This is a genomic window from Silvania hatchlandensis, from assembly GCF_025564065.1.
GTDB classification, from domain to species: domain Bacteria; phylum Pseudomonadota; class Gammaproteobacteria; order Enterobacterales; family Enterobacteriaceae; genus Enterobacter; species Enterobacter hatchlandensis.
In genome coordinates this window covers 86,657-101,724 of sequence record NZ_JAMGZK010000043.1, presented here as the reverse complement: position 1 = coordinate 101,724, position 15,068 = coordinate 86,657, and the positions used below count along the sequence as shown (strand labels likewise).

Below are 15,068 nucleotides of genomic sequence, written 5' to 3'. Positions count from 1 at the left end.
GGAGGGCGTTATTTCGCTCTCGCGCTCTCCTTTTTTGCGCTTGTAAATAATGATATACAGGATTTGATTATGAAAAAACCGCAAATGGTCAAAGGACTTTTGACCGGGATTCTTATTGTCCACACCCCGGCGTATGCCGCAGAAAAGGAGGGGGAATCCGTTTTCTCACCGTTGACAATAATGGATAACACCCTCGATGAAAAAAAGAATGTTGGCTCCTCTGAGGAGAGTTATTCTCGTCCTGGCGCCTACAGTTCCCGCACGCTGAATAAGAATTTGCAGAGTCTGGATGCGTCACTGCGCAGCATGGCCGGAACCTATACGCAAATCGATCCGCTGCAGGGGGCGATTAGCGTCAATATCCGTGGAATGAACGGCCTGGGCCGGGTCAATACCATGGTGGACGGCGTGACCCAGACCTACTTTGGCATGGCACCGGCCAACTATCATGGCGGTTCCAACACCGCCGCAGGGGTACCGCTGGATCCTAACTTCCTCGCCGAAGTGGACGTTACGCGCGGCAGCAGCGCCGGTTCACAGGGGGTCAACGCCCTGGCGGGGAGCGCCAACATGCGCACCATCGGTATTGACGATATCCTGAAAGAGGGACGCCAGACTGGCCTGCTGTCACGCTTCTCGGTCGGGGATAACGGGCTGGGACGCACCGGAATGGTCGCCGTTGCCGGTAAGACCGACACCTTTGACAACGGCGGTGCGGTAGGGGCGATGGTGGGCATCAGTGGCACCCGCACCTATGCGACCTATAAAAATGGCGGCGGGCGCAGCAGTAAAGATTTTATTGGTGAAGACAATAAATACCTGCGTCAGACTCCGCACTCCGAGCTGTATAAGCTGAACGTCAATCTGGATCAGTTTAATAAATTTGAATTCTCCGGCAGAAATTATACTAATACCTTTACCCGCCGCGATATTACCAGCGACGATTATTCCCTGCGCTATAATTACGCGCCGCTGAATGAGCTGGTGGAATTAAACGTCCTGGCCAGCACCAGTCGCGGCAATCAGGAATATAAGCCGAAGGCGATGTATAACTTTAATAATTCGTCGATCACCAATAAATCGAACGCCATTGATATCAACAACACCAGCCGCTTTAAAATGGCGGACGATCTGTATACGACACTACAGGTCGGTGGGAAATTAATGGATACCCGCTACAGCCGCAGCTTTGTGCAAAGTACCGAGACCGATCGCAATGCCTTTGCCCCGGCGGGTAAGCAAAAGATCGCCTCGTTATACAGCGGTCTGACGCTGAACAAAGATATCTATCAGCTTGACCTGAACCTCAACTATACCCGCAGCCAGGTTGAAGGCAAAAAACCAGCCTGTGCCGCCAATGAGAAGTGCTTCCCGCAGGGGGAAGCGATGCTGAATCTGGATGACAAAGCCTTTAACCCGTCAGCCACCTTCTCTGCGCAGGTGACGCCGTGGCTGCAGCCTTTCGTCAGCTGGAGCCGTTCGTCGCGCGCGCCAAACGTGCAGGAAGTATTCTTCGCCAACGAAGGCGGGATCTCGATGAACCCGTTCCTCAAGCCTGAAAAAGCCGAGACCGTGGAAGCCGGCTTTAACGTCAATAAACAGGGTTTGTTACTGGAGCAGGACAGTTTCCACATGAAGGCGCTGGCCTGGCAGTCCCGGATCAAAAACTACATTACCAGCGAGTCCTTTATGCTCTGCTACGACGGGCAGCTGTGTCATGACTACGACGACTCATTCAGTGGCTTTAACGCCAACGTGTATCTGAACACCACATCGCCGGTCACCAGCAAAGGTTACGAGATTGAAGGCGGGTACGACGCAGGCTTCGCCTACGCTAATCTCTCCTGGAGCAAGCAGCACACCGATCAGCCCACCTCGATCGCCAGTACCGTTTACAGCTTTGCCTACAGCGACCTTAGCGATCTGCCGGACTACTACGCCACGCTGGACGTGGGCGGACGCCTGTTTAATCAGAAGCTCACTATCGGCAGCCTGTTCAAGTTCACCGGCAAGACCAAACGCCTGAGCACCGAAGGGATCGACACCGACACCAACTCGGTGCCGAAAGAAAGCATGCCGAACATTCCGACGGTCATCGATCTCTACAGCACCTGGCAGATGACCGATGACGTGCTGCTGCGCTTCAGCGTACAGAACGTGACCAACCGCGACTACGCCGACGCCCTTAACCGCATGAACCAGAGCCTGGATTACGCGAAAGAAGGGTCAAGCATTAACACCACGGCGCGTGGACGGACCTACATCTTTGGCGGCGAAATCCAGTTCTGATCTGCCCTTAATCACGTTGATGACCAGGAATAACTATGAAGCACCGTAACGTTACCACCTCGCTGGGATGCCTGCTGATTGCCGGGCTCTTTTCCACTGCAGCCTGGGCAATAGACCCGCCGCAGCGTGAACTTTCCCGTTTCGCGATGAAAACCAACTATCTGCAGGAGGCCAATGAAGGCCTGTATGAGCTGGCCTTTGATAATACCAGCCACCGACTGTACGCCGCCGTCACTGACCGTATGAACCGCGAGGCCAACAAAGGCTTTCTGTATGCTTTTAACCCTGCCTCGTTGAGCACCGAAAGCCGGGTGACGATGCCGTACCGGGCTTTCTCGCTGGCGATGAATCAGCCGCAGCATCAGCTGTATGTCGGGCATACCCAGTCCGCTTCGCTGCGGGTAAGCATCGTCGATACCCTGACCGGCAAGCTGACCAAAACCAGCGACAAACTTAGCTTCAAGGTGGCGAATGCCGCCGATGCGCGCTTTGAGCACCTGCGGCACATGGTGTACAACAGCCCGACCAATACGCTGTTTGTCAGCTACAGCAATATGCAGAAAACCGCCGACGGCATGACCGCGCTGCATAAGCTGCTGATGCTCGACGGCACCACCCTGGCACGTAAAGGCGAGGTGAAAGGGGCCTACAGCGGTACCGCCTATGGCCTGACCCAGGATGAGAAAACGCAGAAGATCTATGTTGGCGGTAAAGATTACATCAATGAAATTGATGCCAAAAAGCAGACCGTGCTGCGCACCATCCGCCTGAAAGATCCGCAGCCGCAGATCGCCAGCGTCCAGAATCTGGCGGTGGACTCTGACTCGAACCGCGCGTTTGTGGTGGTGTTCGACCATGAAGATCGCCGTGGCCAGCAGGATGGGTTGTACGTATTCGATTTACGCAATGGTCAGCAGCTCGGGTATGTTCACACCGGTGCCGGGACCAACGCGGTGAAATACAACCCGAAATACAATGAGATTTATGTTACCAACTTCACCAGCGGTACCATCAGCGTGATCGATGCCACCACTTATGCTATCACGCGGGAATTCAACGCTCCGGTGTATCCGAATCAGATGGTGCTGTCACCGGATCTGGATACCCTGTATGTCGGCGTCAAAGAGGGCTTTAACCGCGACTGGGATCCGGACGTGTACGTTGAGGGTGCAAAAGAGCGCATTCTGCGTATCGATTTGACCCGTTCCTAAGCGTTACACCGTCAATGCAGGAGAGGGCGCAACATCAGGCCCTCTTCTGCCGTGATACAAAGGAAGTATTCACGCATTCATTTTCTCAGATGAGCATTGATTAATATTTCTGTTCTCTTCCTGCTATTCCCTGCTAAGAATGTTCTGTATTTGAAATTGTCCGTTTAAAACCCTTTGTGAAGCTGAAATAAAAAGCCGTAATATCGCCGCACTGTTATTTGTGACCCGTTTAATAAACGTCGGGCAGAGCGCGTAAATATGATGCTGTTATATAAACGGCTTGTTAATGTATTGTGTGCGTTATTACGTAAAATGCATTGTGTTGCCCGTCAGGGCGCGGCAGTTCTGGCCTGCGGTGCGCTGGCCTGGCGCGTGTGGACTGATTTAGCGAATGATGAATAATAGCGCGGCGAGACTTTCATATAAAAGTAAATATAGACAATTCGTTAATTAAATTGTCACTGCACTGTTAAGTAATTGCGATAATTTAATTATGCCTGTTTTAAAAAGAGGCGTAAAAAATAACGCGGCCATTTGCGCCGCAGAATATGTAGTCAATAAAAATGATGATAGCGAGCAATAGCATGAAAAAACGTGTTTTAGCCATTCTGGTCGTCGGTCTGGTGAGTGCCACCACCGCATGTGCCATCACCCCGGCGCAGCGCGCTAAGTATGAGCGCTCCGGCTGCACTCAGGCTTCCGAGCTGCAGGGCTGCGATCTCAACAAGTCTTACGAGTGGAACGAACGCCACGGCTTTATCAACAACGATGGCGAGCAGCAGAGCCATTACGGTAAGCATCACCACCGTGACAATCAGCAAAATGGCTATAACGACAACCACAGCGATGCGGGCATCAACGGCAAATTCGCCGGTAACTACGTGGTGAAATTCGACAACGGCGAGCGCGGGGCGGACATCCACATCGAAGACTCCGGGGTCTACCTGAACGGTAAAGAGATGCGCGATGTGAATGCGTACAACGATACCCTGACGTTCCGCGATGGCTACGCAACTTACACCATCAGAGATAACCATCGCGGTACCTGGAAAGACGAAGATTCCGGCAACCACGGTAACATCTACGCTTCGCGCTAAGAACCCATTATGAAACTGAAAAAAGTAGTTACCGCAATGGCGGTGATGGCCATGCTGTCAGGCTGCGCAGATCATCCGGTGCTGTCGGCGGTAGGTATCGGTCTGGGTGCAGCGGCCGTTGGCGCTGCTGTGGCAAATCATCACCAAAAAGAGAAGCACAAAGACGATAAAAAAGAGTGGGAGCGCGATCATCAGGAAGACCGCAACCGCGACGACCAGTACAGCCATCGCGGCCATCACAATCACTACCACGAGGATAACGACTGGTAATGCCTGAAGCCCATCGGCGTGGATAAGGCCTGGGTCCGGTATTTCACCGGGCTCAGGCCGCTTAATCAGCAGGTAAAGGCTTTATCCTTTGCCAGCAAGAACGGGCGCAGATAGGCCACGGTATTCGACAGCGGAATCACCTCATCGGCGAGATTAATCTTCAGCACGTTACGAATATAGTCCCGGCGAATGGCGATCCGTTGCCACAAGTCGGGGTACGCCGCCTGGATGTTGGCCTGCAACGCCTTGTCCGCCAGGGCCACACTCTCTTCGGCACTTACCCCGGTATAGCCCGCCACGGAAGGGATAATATCAATCTGCAGGATCATCCCGCTTTTTAGCGTCTCGGTCGAGTGCGGATAAATCGGCGACGACATCCACTCTTCATCGGCGCTAAGATGCCCCGGATTCAGGTGCCAGCCGTACTGTTTTTTATCGAGCACGCTTTCGATAAGGGCATACATCTCCCCGCCCGGCATGCCGATTTTAATCTTCTCAAGCCAGCTGGCGACGGCGGCGAAATAGGGTTTTGCCACCCTGTCGAGATAATCTTTTTGGTTCTCCGGCAGCTCGCTTTCATCTGCAATCACAAAGCCGGTCCGGCTTGAAAGCCCGCCTTTAAACCCGGTGCTCATCGACAGCGGCTGGCCGCGTTCCAGCTTTTTATAAGTGGGATAGAAGTTGGCTTTAGCAAAACGCTGCCCGGCGGCGGCAATGGTGACCACCGTCTGATACTGGCCTTCTGCTGCTAATAGCGCCCCCAGCTCGGTTTCGCGAATGCCGGGCTCCACCGCATTCATGGCATCAAGAATACAATTCGAGGCCAGATTAGCGCCGTATTCGTAATGGGCAATTTCGTTCTCATTACTGGTGACGCGGGCTCCGTTATCGCCCCGGATAAAAAGATGCGTCGCGTTTTCGAGCGCTGCGAGGGTACTGTTTTTGACAGCCTCGACGATAAAGTAGGGCAAATCGAACAGCGCCTTATTATCAGCAACCGCAGAGGTGAACATTTTCCAGCCCACCAGGCCCACTTTGGACAGGGTATTCAGACCCGTTTCGCTGATTAACGTCTCAAGGGATTGCTCCTGTTCCATCGGCTGATTGGGCAGCGAAAAATACGGGCAATGTTTCAGCGTGACCGGAATACGCGAGTGCTGCGCCATCTTCAGATTTTCATTGCCGAGAATGACGGTGGCCTGCCCCGTGTTATGCAGAATTAACAGCCCCTCTTCAAAACGCGGAACAAACCCGGTCAGGTATTCAAAGTTACCCCCATGCTCCTTGTCGGCATAAATCACGAGGGCGTCAAACCCTTCGTCGTTCATGCGGGACAGCACCTTTTCTTTGCGCTCGAGCATTGTCGCATCGCTTAACAGCACCGGCGGAACATCGGTGAATTTACGCGGTGCCGGGAGGGTCTGGAGCTGGATACGGTTAGCGATCATCATGTTCCTCACGTTTCGCATGAACCCGCGTCGTGGACGCCGGGAATGTGACCAGTTTGTTCTCCGGCCGGACCGGGCGTCGCACCAGCTCACCCTGGCAGTTAGGGCAGCGATGGTTTAGGGCGGTTTGCGCGCACTTCGCGCAGAAGGTACATTCAAACGAGCAGATTCTGGCCTCGGGGGAGTCGGGAGGCAGGTCACGATCGCACCATTCACAATTTGGTCGAAGCTCGAGCATTTTTATCTTCCTGTTCAGCAGGCCGCGTCTGCTTCACTATGCCAGATAGATAAAAGCAACGCACCCACCTCTCTCCCCCGCATCCTTTACCGTCCGATCGCCGTCCCGCCATCCACCAGCAGTTCCGTGCCAAGGGTATAGGTAGACTCATCCGAGGCCAGATACAGCGCGGCCTTTGCCAGTTCGTCCGGCGTGCCTAAGCGCCCCAGCGGCACCAGTTTCGCGATCTCACTTTGCAGCGCACGCTGCGCCTCGTCGTCTAAACCCAGCTTACCCAGCGCCGGGGTGGCGACCGGGCCGGGGCTCAGGCCATTGACGCGGATCCCGCGCGGCAGCAGCTCGATGGATAATGTGCGCGCCAGCGACAGCAAACCGGCTTTGCTGGCGGCATAGGCGCTGCTGGTGGGCAGCCCGATATGGGCGCTCACCGAGCCGCACAAAATGACCGAAGAGGGATTATTCAGCAGCGGCAGCAGCGCCTGAATTAAAAAGAACGGCCCCTTGAGATTGGTGCCCATCAGCCGATCCCAGGCCTCCTCCTGCCAGGTTTCCAGCGCGCCGTGCGTCACATCTCCGGCATTAATAAACACCGCATCCAGCCGTGGCCAGCGTGATGCCAGCGTCTCCGCCAGCTGCTGCTGTGCATTGATAGCGCCCGCATCCGCGTCGATCATCCAGGCATTATCCCCAAGTCTACGCTGCGCCTCGGCACGCGTTGCGGGGTTGCGTCCCGTCACCGCAACGTGCGCCCCTTCGGCGAGAAAGGCCTGCGCGGTTGCCAGACCAATGCCGCTGGTGCCGCCGGTGATCAGCGTATATTTACCCGTTAAACGACCCATGTTCTTCTCCTGATTTGTCTCTGGAGAAAGCACTATAGAAACGTTAGTATCTAAAAGAAACCAGGTACCTAATGGATACTAAAGAGGCGAGAGGTGTGCAATGGCGGAATTACGCGCGTGCGTGGACGAAAAAAATTTACAGCATCAACCCTGCCCGATGACCCGTTTTATCGGCCTGCTCTCCGGCAAGTGGGCGATCCCGATTATCTATCGGCTGATTGTGCTGAACACGCCGGTGCGCTTTGGCGATCTGCTGCGGGCGGCCGCGCCCATCACCCAGAAAGAGCTCACCCGCCAGCTGCGTCTGTTTGAGCAGCGCGGGCTGGTCACCCGCACCGTTTTTCCTGAGATCCCGCCCCGGGTGGAGTATCACATCACCGACCTGGGCCTGACGCTGCAAAGCGCCCTCGACCCGCTGGCTGACTGGATGCGTGAGTACGGCGACCAGCTTAAACGCTAATGCTTAGCGCGGCAGATAGCGTGGCGCCGGTTCGCCAGTGCGTGCGCTATTAAACAGCGCCAGCCGCGCCTCTTCATAGCGTGTCCACAGGGATTCATCATGCAGCGGCGGTATGGTGATGAGTTCTCCCTGATCCAGACCCGCCAGCGCAGCGTCCACCATATTGTCGGTGGTCATCACCGAGCCTTCAGGCAGATTGTCGATGGGCACGCCAGAAATCGCCCAGATCTCGGTGGCGGTTGCCGCCGGTAATACCGCCTGAATACGCACGTTGCTGTCGGCAAACTCTTCCTGCAGCCCACGGGTGAAATTGAGTACCCAGCTTTTGGTGGCACTGTACAGCGCGCTGCCTGCCCGGGCATGAACCGCCAGCACCGAGGCGATGTTAATCAGCGTCCCGCGATTGTTCTGCGCCAGGCGCGGCAGCAGGGCATAGGTCAAGCGCATCAGGGCGGTGGTGTTGAGCATATTGATGGCCTGATGCTGCGCCACGTCGCCCGCCATGAACGGTGCCATCTGCGCGGTGCCGGCATTGTTGACCAGCATGTCGATTTTGCTGTTGCTGCGTAGCACCTCTTCTACAGCGCGGATCCCGGTTTCATCCGTCAGATCCGCCGTCAGGGTGGCGACCTGCACCCCGTAGCGCTGCTCTAACTGCGCCGCCAGCGCCTGCAGACGCGCTTCCCGGCGGGCCACCAGTACCAGATCGTAGCCGCGGGCCGCGAGACGGTCGGCATAGACCGCACCAATCCCGGAAGATGCACCGGTAATCAAAGCCGTAGAACGTTGCGTTGTCATCGTGATACCTCAAGCGTAAAGGATTAATGGTTTTATCATGAAACCAAATGGAGCGTGCGTCATTTGGTCCTATAATGCAACCTAATTGCGCGTTATTTTTGATCTCTGCAATGAGGGGTTACGTTGACGGGATGATCAAATATACCGATGCGTGGAATAAGCCCACGCCACAGGGGCAATAACAGACCCAGCAGTGATTTCCGGATACGGCAAAGGTCAATCCCCCGGATACTGCGGCGTAATCTCCTCCGGCTGTAGCACCCTCCCGTCGCTGGCAATCAGCGCCAGCGTGCGCAGCGGCTGACGGTGCTCGGTATCCACCAGCACCGTACCCACATCCCCTTCGCCAAATAAATGCGCATTTCCCCATTGGGAAAGCGCCACCAGCACGGTTTGCAGGGCGCGGCCTTTCTCGGTCAGAACGTACTCCTGCCAGGCGCTGCCGTCGGAGGCCGGTTGCAGCACCAGAATGCCCTCGTCAACCAGTAGCTTCAGCCGGGTTGCCAGCATATTTTTGGCGATACCGAGGCTTTTTTGAAACTCGCCAAAGCGCGTAATCCCGCGCAGGGCGTCGCGCACAATCAGCAGCGACCACCAGTCGCCGATAATATCCAGCGAGCGGGCAACAGGGCAGGAACTCTCTTCCAGACGGGTACGTTTCACGGCGACTCCTTATCAGCGGTAAGTTTTATTATAAAACCAATTTTCACCGACCTGCAAAGTTAGCCGCCAGTTTGCGGGCGGGTTCCAGGAAATTCGTCACAAATCTGTCACACTCAAGCTGACGATAAAAAACACAATGAGGATTGAGGGATGAGAAAAGCACTAATTGCCGCCGCCGTGGCGGGCAGCATCGGCCTCTCTTGCGGTGTGCAGGCGCAGACCGCGCCAGACGGGTATCAGCTGGAGCAGGTCTTGATCATGAGCCGCCATAATCTGCGCGCACCGCTGGCCAACAACGGCAGCGTGCTGGAACAATCCACCCCCAGCAAATGGCCGGAGTGGGATGTACCGGGCGGGCAGCTGACCACCAAAGGCGGCGTGCTGGAGGTCTATATGGGCCATTATCTGCGCGAGTGGCTGGCAGAGCAGGGGATGGTGACCGCAGGTGAATGCCCGACGGCGGGCAGCGTGTACGCCTACGCCAACAGCCTGCAGCGTACGGTGGCGACCGCGCAGTTCTTTATCACCGGCGCGTTCCCGGGCTGTGATGTCCCGGTGCACCATCAGGAACAAATGGGCACCATGGACCCGACCTTTAACCCGGTGATCACCGACAACTCACCTGAATTCAAACAAAAAGCGCTGCAGGCGATGGACAAGGAGCGCCAGGGAATGCACCTCGGCGACAGCTACAAATTGCTGGAGAAGATGACCGACTACGCGCAGTCTCCGTCCTGTAAAGAGAAGCAGGTTTGCTCCCTGAGCGAGGCAAAAGATACCTACAGCGCCGACTACCAGAAAGAGCCCGGCGTCTCTGGCCCGTTGAAGGTGGGTAACTCGCTGGTGGATGCCTTTACCCTGCAATATTACGAGGGCTTCCCGCTGGATCAGGTCGCCTGGGGAGAGATCAAAACCGACCAGCAGTGGCGAGTGTTGTCGCAGCTGAAAAACGGCTATCAGGACTCGCTGTTCACCTCGGCGGACGTGGCACGTAACGTGGCGAAACCGCTGGTGAAATACATCGATACCGCGCTGGTTACCGACCAGGCCAAAGCGCCAAAAATCACCCTGCTGGTAGGACACGACTCCAATATCGCCTCCTTGCTGAAAGCGCTCGACTTTACGCCCTATCAGCTTCACGACCAGTATGAGCGCACGCCAATTGGCGGAAAAATTATCTTCCAGCGCTGGCACGATAAGACCGGCAATCGCGATCTGATGAAGATTGAGTATGTTTATCAGAGCACGGAACAGCTGCGAAATGCCGAGGTACTTAGCCTAAAAGACCCGGCCCAGCGCGTGACTCTGGCGCTGAACGGTTGTCCGGTGGATGGTGAAGGATTCTGTCCGATTGAGACGTTTAACAAGGTGTTAAACGCGGCTGCGAAGTAAGGACGATAAAAGTAAAGGGGGCTCTATAGCCCCCTTACCCGAACATCAGACGTTTTGCCGATCGATAGTCTGCTCGCCCCAGAACAGCGAGTCTTTGTCGGTTTTTTCGAAGGCTAACACCAGCACTTCATCGTTCCCTTCCTCCCAGATTTTCTCTGCCAGTTTTTCGTCATATTTCGCGACCTCAAAGATCGCCTCGGCGATTTCCGGCGATGTATTACGTAAACGCGCAAATTCGCCGACGCGATGGGCTTTTGCTTCTTGAGTTGGCATTGGAATCCTCCTGTTGAGAGTTAACCTTTCAGTTTAACGGCCAGACCCGCGACATATTCCCCCTGGTAACGGGCAATATTCAGCTCGGTTTCCGACGGCTGTCGCGAACCGTCGCCTGCGGCAATGGTCGTTGCACCGTACGGCGTGCCGCCGCGAACCTGCGAAATATCAAACAACTCTTTTGCTCCGTAGCCAATCGGCACAATCACCATTCCGTGGTGCGCCAGGGTCGTCCATGTGGAGGTGATGGTTTGCTCCTGGCCACCGCCGGTGCCGGTTGAGCTAAACACGCTGGCGATCTTGCCGTGCAGGGCATTTTTGACCCACAGCCCGCCCGTCTGGTCGAGGAAGGTGCGCATCTGCCCGGCCATATTGCCAAAACGCGTCGGGGTGCCAAAAATGATCGCGTCGTAATCGCCCAGCTCCTGCGGTGTCGCCACCGGCGTGTCCTGCGCTTTACCCCCCGCATTCGCAAATGCCTCTGCGGGCATGGTTTCCGGGACGCGCTTGATCGTCACCTCAACCCCCTCGACTTTACTGGCGCCTTCCGCCACTGCCTGAGCCATGGTTTCAATGTGTCCGTACATCGAATAGTAGAGCACCAGAATTTTCGTCATCTCGCATTACTCCTCGGTTTTTTGTTCAGGCAGCAACACGCTGCGGTTATTTAAAGATATGACGTGGGCGCGAGACTGCAAATCTGTAAACCATTTCTTTGATTTTAAACAATAATTTTCATGCGCTGTTCTTTGTCGCAAAATGACACATTTTCCTTATCGTTGATTTCCAGAGTGATAAGAAAGGCTTATGGGTTCGCTTTCCGCTCTTTCATGCGAAAGGCTGATTACATATTGCAGGATATTACGATGCGCTGGCTGAATGGCCTCACTCCACTAAGCTTAGGTTCACGCGGCGCAGATAACGGCCCTGTCCCTGAGCCGCCAGGTGAGTGATTTGTCTCTCACCGTAGGTTGTATAAATTAATGTTTCGCAACTCTGGAGGTCAGACATGGCTAACCATCGTGGTGGGTCAGGTAATTTTGCTGAAGACCGTGAAAGAGCATCAGAAGCAGGTCGTAAAGGTGGCCAGCAAAGCGGGGGGAATTTCAAAAATGACCCTCAACGCGCATCCGAAGCTGGCAAAAAAGGGGGCAAAAATAGCCATGGCAGCAACAGAAACAACTAGGTTGTCGCCGTCTGAACAATGGGTCCTGTAACCCATCCCGCACCCCGGCCGCCGGCTCTTCCGGCGGTTTTTTTATTTTCCTGGCATTGAACTGTTACCCCGGGCATCGCACACTAGCGGATTGATTATTTGTGCTGGTGTCTCATGTCCTTCTCCCGTTATGCCTTTTCCATCAAGCCGCAGGAAGCGATCCTGATCCTCATTACCATGTTCTGGGGCGGGACCTTTCTTGCCGTGCAGTATGCGGTGACCCTCAGCGATCCCTTTTTCTTCGTCGGCCTGCGCTTTGCCACTGCCGCACTCGCCGTCGCGCTTCTGTGTCTGAAAACCCTGCCCGGCCTGACCATGACCGAGCTGAAAGCCGGGGTGGCTATTGGGGTGTCAATTGCGCTGGGCTACAGCCTGCAGACCTGGGGATTGCAGACTATCCCCAGCAGTAAATCGGCGTTTATTACCGCCATGTACGTGCCGCTGGTGCCGCTCCTGCAGTGGCTGTGCCTGCGTCGCACGCCGGGGCTGATGTCCTGCATCGGTATCGTGCTGGCCTTTATCGGCCTAATCCTGCTGGCGGGACCGGGGGATAACCTGCTGGCGCTGGGTCCCGGGGAGATGATCACCCTGGTGGGCGCGGTGGCAATTGCGGCTGAAATCATTCTGATCAGCGCCTGGGCCGGGCAAGTGGACGTCAAACGGGTGACCGTGGTGCAGCTGGCGACCGCCTCGCTGGTGGCCTTTATGGCAATGATCCCGGCCGGGGAGTCGGTGCCGCCGATGGTGCCAGGGCTGTGGATCGTGGCGCTGGGGTTAGGCATTTTCAGCGCCATTATTCAGGTGACAATGAACTGGGCCCAGCGCAGCGTATCGCCGACGCGGGCGACGGTGATTTACACCGGGGAGCCCGTGTGGGCGGGGATCTTTGGCCGTCTGGCCGGAGAGCGTTTGCCCCTGCTGGCCCTGCTGGGGGCGGCGTTTATCATTGCCGGGGTACTGGTCAGCGAACTCAAGCTTAAAAGAAAGAAAAAGGCGCTGCCGCAGATCGACAGCGCCACAGTTGATTAACGCTCCTGAACCGCGACGTCGCCCTGCGTCGCGCTGGCCATCCGGCGGCTGAGCAGGGCGTTGAGCGCGATGGCGCCGAAGGTGGCCGTCCCGATCCCGCCGAGCGTAAAGCCGCCGAGCGAGAGGGCAAAATCACCGGCGCCGAGCACCAGCGTGACGGCGACCATAATCAGATTGCCGTTGTGGCTGAGATCGACCTTGTTTTGCACCCAGATGCGCGCCCCTGCCACCGCGATTAAGCCAAACACTACAATCGATGCGCCGCCAATCACCGCCGCCGGGATGGTGTGGATCAGCGCACCGAACTTCGGTGAAAAGCCGAGCAGAATAGCAATCACCGCCGCCGCCACGAACACCAGCGTCGAGTAGACTTTGGTTACCGCCATCACGCCAATGTTCTCGGCGTAAGTGGTAACGCCGCTACCGCCCACCGAGCCCGACAGCATGGTCGCCAGCCCGTCACCGACAAAGGCCCGTCCCATCCAGGGATCCATATTGCGCCCGGTCATTCCGGCCACCGCCTTCAGGTGACCGAGGTTCTCTGCCACCAGGATCACCGCCACCGGGGCAATCAGCATCATCGCCTGGCCGTTAAAGGTTGGGGCGGTCAACTGGGGTAAACCAAACCAGGCGGCCTGTGCTACCTGCGTAAAATCGACCGGCGTGCCCAGACCAAAGACGCTGGTCAGCGCGGCATAGATCAGGCAGGCGAAGATCAGCCCGACGAGGATCAGCAGACGCTGGATCATGCCCCGGGTAAACACCGCCACCAGGCCAATACACAGCACCGTCACCACCGCCATCCAGCTGTCAAACGCCGACCCGGAAACGCCTTTGACCGCAATCGGGGCGAGGTTCAGGCCAATCGCCATGACCACCGCCCCGGTGACCACCGGCGGCATCAGCCGTTCTATCCAGCGGGTGCCCATCTTCATCACTACAAAACCAATCAGGGTGTAGATCGCCCCACAGGCGATAATTCCGCCCAGCGCCACGCTCAGCTGCGGATTAACGCCCTGACCGCTAAAGCCGGTGGCAGCGATGACCACGCCGACAAAGGCCGCGCTTGAGCCGAGATAGCTCGGCACCCGCCCGCCGGTGATGAAAAAGAACAGCAGGGTGCCAATCCCCGACATCAGAATCGACAGGTTCGGATCGAGCCCCATCAGGATCGGCATCAGCACCGTGGCGCCAAACATCGCCACCGCGTGCTGCACCCCCATTACCGCGGTTTGTCCCAGTGGGAGACGTTCATCCGGCGCGACCACGCCGCTGCCTGAAGAGGTCGATTTCAACTGCCAGTGAGGAAAATCGAAAAATGCCATCAGCGGTCTCCTTAAGGAGGGTTAACAGGCGGGTCGCATCAGTGCGTGGTAGCCGCGGTCAAACCACACCAGGCCGTGCGGCGCAGGGTGGCAGGTAAGGGAAACAATGTCGCAAAACAGAATGTCGTGGGTGCCGACGCTCACCACCTGGCTTATCCGACAGTCGAAGGAGGCCAGCGCCTCCTCCAGCCGCGGGCAGCCGGTTTCGCCCGTCTGCCATCGCGCAGCGGCGAAGCGTTCCGCCATCGACGTTTTACCGCCGAACAGAGTAGACAGGGACTGTTGTTCGCCGCTCAGGGTGTTGACGCACAGGGTGCCGTTTTCACTGAACACCGGCCACACCGAGGCCCCGCGATTGAGGCACACCAGCAGTGTTGGCGGAGAGTCGGTCACGCTACACACTGCGCTGGCGGTAAACCCGGCCTGTCCGGCGGGGCCGTCGGTGGTGATGATATTCACCGCCGCGCCGATGCAGGCCATCGCATCTCGAAAGGACTGTTTATCCGGAATGCTCATGTTC

17 protein-coding genes are annotated in these 15,068 nt (G+C 56.5%); 8 read left to right on the top strand and 9 right to left on the bottom strand.

The window, feature by feature from the left end:
• Positions 1-69: 69 nt before the first annotated feature.
• The 4 genes from M8014_RS07205 (at position 70) to M8014_RS07190 (ending at position 4,867) form a co-directional block, all read left to right on the top strand.
• Positions 70-2,289, top strand: a complete 2,220-nt coding sequence (locus M8014_RS07205; RefSeq protein WP_271281838.1) for a TonB-dependent receptor domain-containing protein — start codon at positions 70-72, stop codon at positions 2,287-2,289.
• 35 nt (positions 2,290-2,324) lie between these two features.
• Positions 2,325-3,500, top strand: coding sequence for a YncE family protein (locus tag M8014_RS07200; protein ID WP_271281837.1), 1,176 nt, complete (start codon positions 2,325-2,327; stop codon positions 3,498-3,500).
• 584 nt (positions 3,501-4,084) lie between these two features.
• Positions 4,085-4,597 carry a hypothetical protein gene (locus tag M8014_RS07195; RefSeq protein WP_271281836.1) on the top strand — a complete coding sequence of 171 codons (513 nt, stop codon included), beginning with the start codon at positions 4,085-4,087 and terminating at the stop codon, positions 4,595-4,597.
• A 9-nt stretch (positions 4,598-4,606) separates the two neighbouring features.
• Entirely contained in the window at positions 4,607-4,867 is a 261-nt protein-coding gene (locus tag M8014_RS07190) for a hypothetical protein (protein ID WP_271281835.1), read from the top strand.
• A 65-nt stretch (positions 4,868-4,932) separates the two neighbouring features.
• On the opposite strand, the gene M8014_RS07185 is transcribed toward M8014_RS07190, so the two are convergent.
• The 3 genes from M8014_RS07185 to M8014_RS07175 form a co-directional block, all read right to left on the bottom strand.
• Positions 4,933-6,315, bottom strand: coding sequence for a M24 family metallopeptidase (locus M8014_RS07185; RefSeq protein ID WP_271281889.1), 1,383 nt, complete (start codon positions 6,313-6,315; stop codon positions 4,933-4,935).
• Positions 6,305-6,553 (bottom strand): DUF1272 domain-containing protein, encoded by a 249-nt coding sequence (locus M8014_RS07180; protein ID WP_271281834.1) that lies wholly within the window; start codon positions 6,551-6,553, stop codon positions 6,305-6,307. Before M8014_RS07180 ends, M8014_RS07185 begins: the two co-directional genes overlap by 11 nt.
• 86 nt (positions 6,554-6,639) lie before the next feature.
• Positions 6,640-7,392, bottom strand: a complete 753-nt coding sequence (locus tag M8014_RS07175; protein ID WP_271281833.1) for an SDR family oxidoreductase — start codon at positions 7,390-7,392, stop codon at positions 6,640-6,642.
• A gap of 100 nt (positions 7,393-7,492) precedes the next feature.
• On the opposite strand from M8014_RS07175, the gene M8014_RS07170 reads away from it, so the two are divergent.
• A complete protein-coding gene (locus M8014_RS07170; protein ID WP_271281832.1) occupies positions 7,493-7,852 on the top strand; it encodes a winged helix-turn-helix transcriptional regulator in 360 nt (119 codons plus the stop codon).
• Positions 7,853-7,855: 3 nt separating this feature from the next.
• On the opposite strand, the gene M8014_RS07165 is transcribed toward M8014_RS07170, so the two are convergent.
• Positions 7,856-8,650: an SDR family NAD(P)-dependent oxidoreductase gene (locus M8014_RS07165; protein WP_271281831.1), complete on the bottom strand. Its 795-nt coding sequence runs from the start codon at positions 8,648-8,650 to the stop codon at positions 7,856-7,858.
• 216 nt (positions 8,651-8,866) lie between these two features.
• Positions 8,867-9,313, bottom strand: a complete 447-nt coding sequence (locus tag M8014_RS07160; protein WP_271281830.1) for a winged helix-turn-helix transcriptional regulator — start codon at positions 9,311-9,313, stop codon at positions 8,867-8,869.
• Between the two features lie 150 nt (positions 9,314-9,463).
• On the opposite strand from M8014_RS07160, the gene agp reads away from it, so the two are divergent.
• Positions 9,464-10,705 (top strand): bifunctional glucose-1-phosphatase/inositol phosphatase, encoded by a 1,242-nt coding sequence (agp, locus tag M8014_RS07155; RefSeq protein WP_271281829.1) that lies wholly within the window; start codon positions 9,464-9,466, stop codon positions 10,703-10,705.
• A gap of 45 nt (positions 10,706-10,750) precedes the next feature.
• Here agp and M8014_RS07150 read toward each other — a convergent pair whose 3' ends face one another.
• Complete coding sequence (locus M8014_RS07150) at positions 10,751-10,978, bottom strand: YccJ family protein (RefSeq protein ID WP_271281828.1); 228 nt, start codon at positions 10,976-10,978, stop codon at positions 10,751-10,753.
• A 20-nt stretch (positions 10,979-10,998) separates the two neighbouring features.
• A complete protein-coding gene (gene wrbA, locus M8014_RS07145; RefSeq protein WP_271281827.1) occupies positions 10,999-11,595 on the bottom strand; it encodes an NAD(P)H:quinone oxidoreductase in 597 nt (198 codons plus the stop codon).
• A gap of 392 nt (positions 11,596-11,987) precedes the next feature.
• On the opposite strand from wrbA, the gene M8014_RS07140 reads away from it, so the two are divergent.
• Together M8014_RS07140 and M8014_RS07135 are read left to right on the top strand one after the other, a co-directional pair.
• A complete protein-coding gene (locus M8014_RS07140) occupies positions 11,988-12,164 on the top strand; it encodes a con-10 family general stress protein (protein ID WP_271269511.1) in 177 nt (58 codons plus the stop codon).
• 144 nt (positions 12,165-12,308) lie between these two features.
• Complete coding sequence (locus tag M8014_RS07135) at positions 12,309-13,223, top strand: DMT family transporter (RefSeq protein ID WP_271281826.1); 915 nt, start codon at positions 12,309-12,311, stop codon at positions 13,221-13,223.
• Here the strand turns inward: M8014_RS07135 and rutG are convergent.
• Both rutG and rutF read right to left on the bottom strand, forming a co-directional pair.
• Positions 13,220-14,548: a pyrimidine utilization transport protein G gene (gene rutG / locus M8014_RS07130; RefSeq protein WP_271281825.1), complete on the bottom strand. Its 1,329-nt coding sequence runs from the start codon at positions 14,546-14,548 to the stop codon at positions 13,220-13,222. The two genes, M8014_RS07135 and rutG, sit on opposite strands and share 4 nt — an antisense overlap.
• 21 nt (positions 14,549-14,569) lie before the next feature.
• Positions 14,570-15,064, bottom strand: coding sequence for an NADH-dependent FMN reductase RutF (gene rutF / locus M8014_RS07125; protein ID WP_271281824.1), 495 nt, complete (start codon positions 15,062-15,064; stop codon positions 14,570-14,572).
• Positions 15,065-15,068 lie beyond the last annotated feature (4 nt).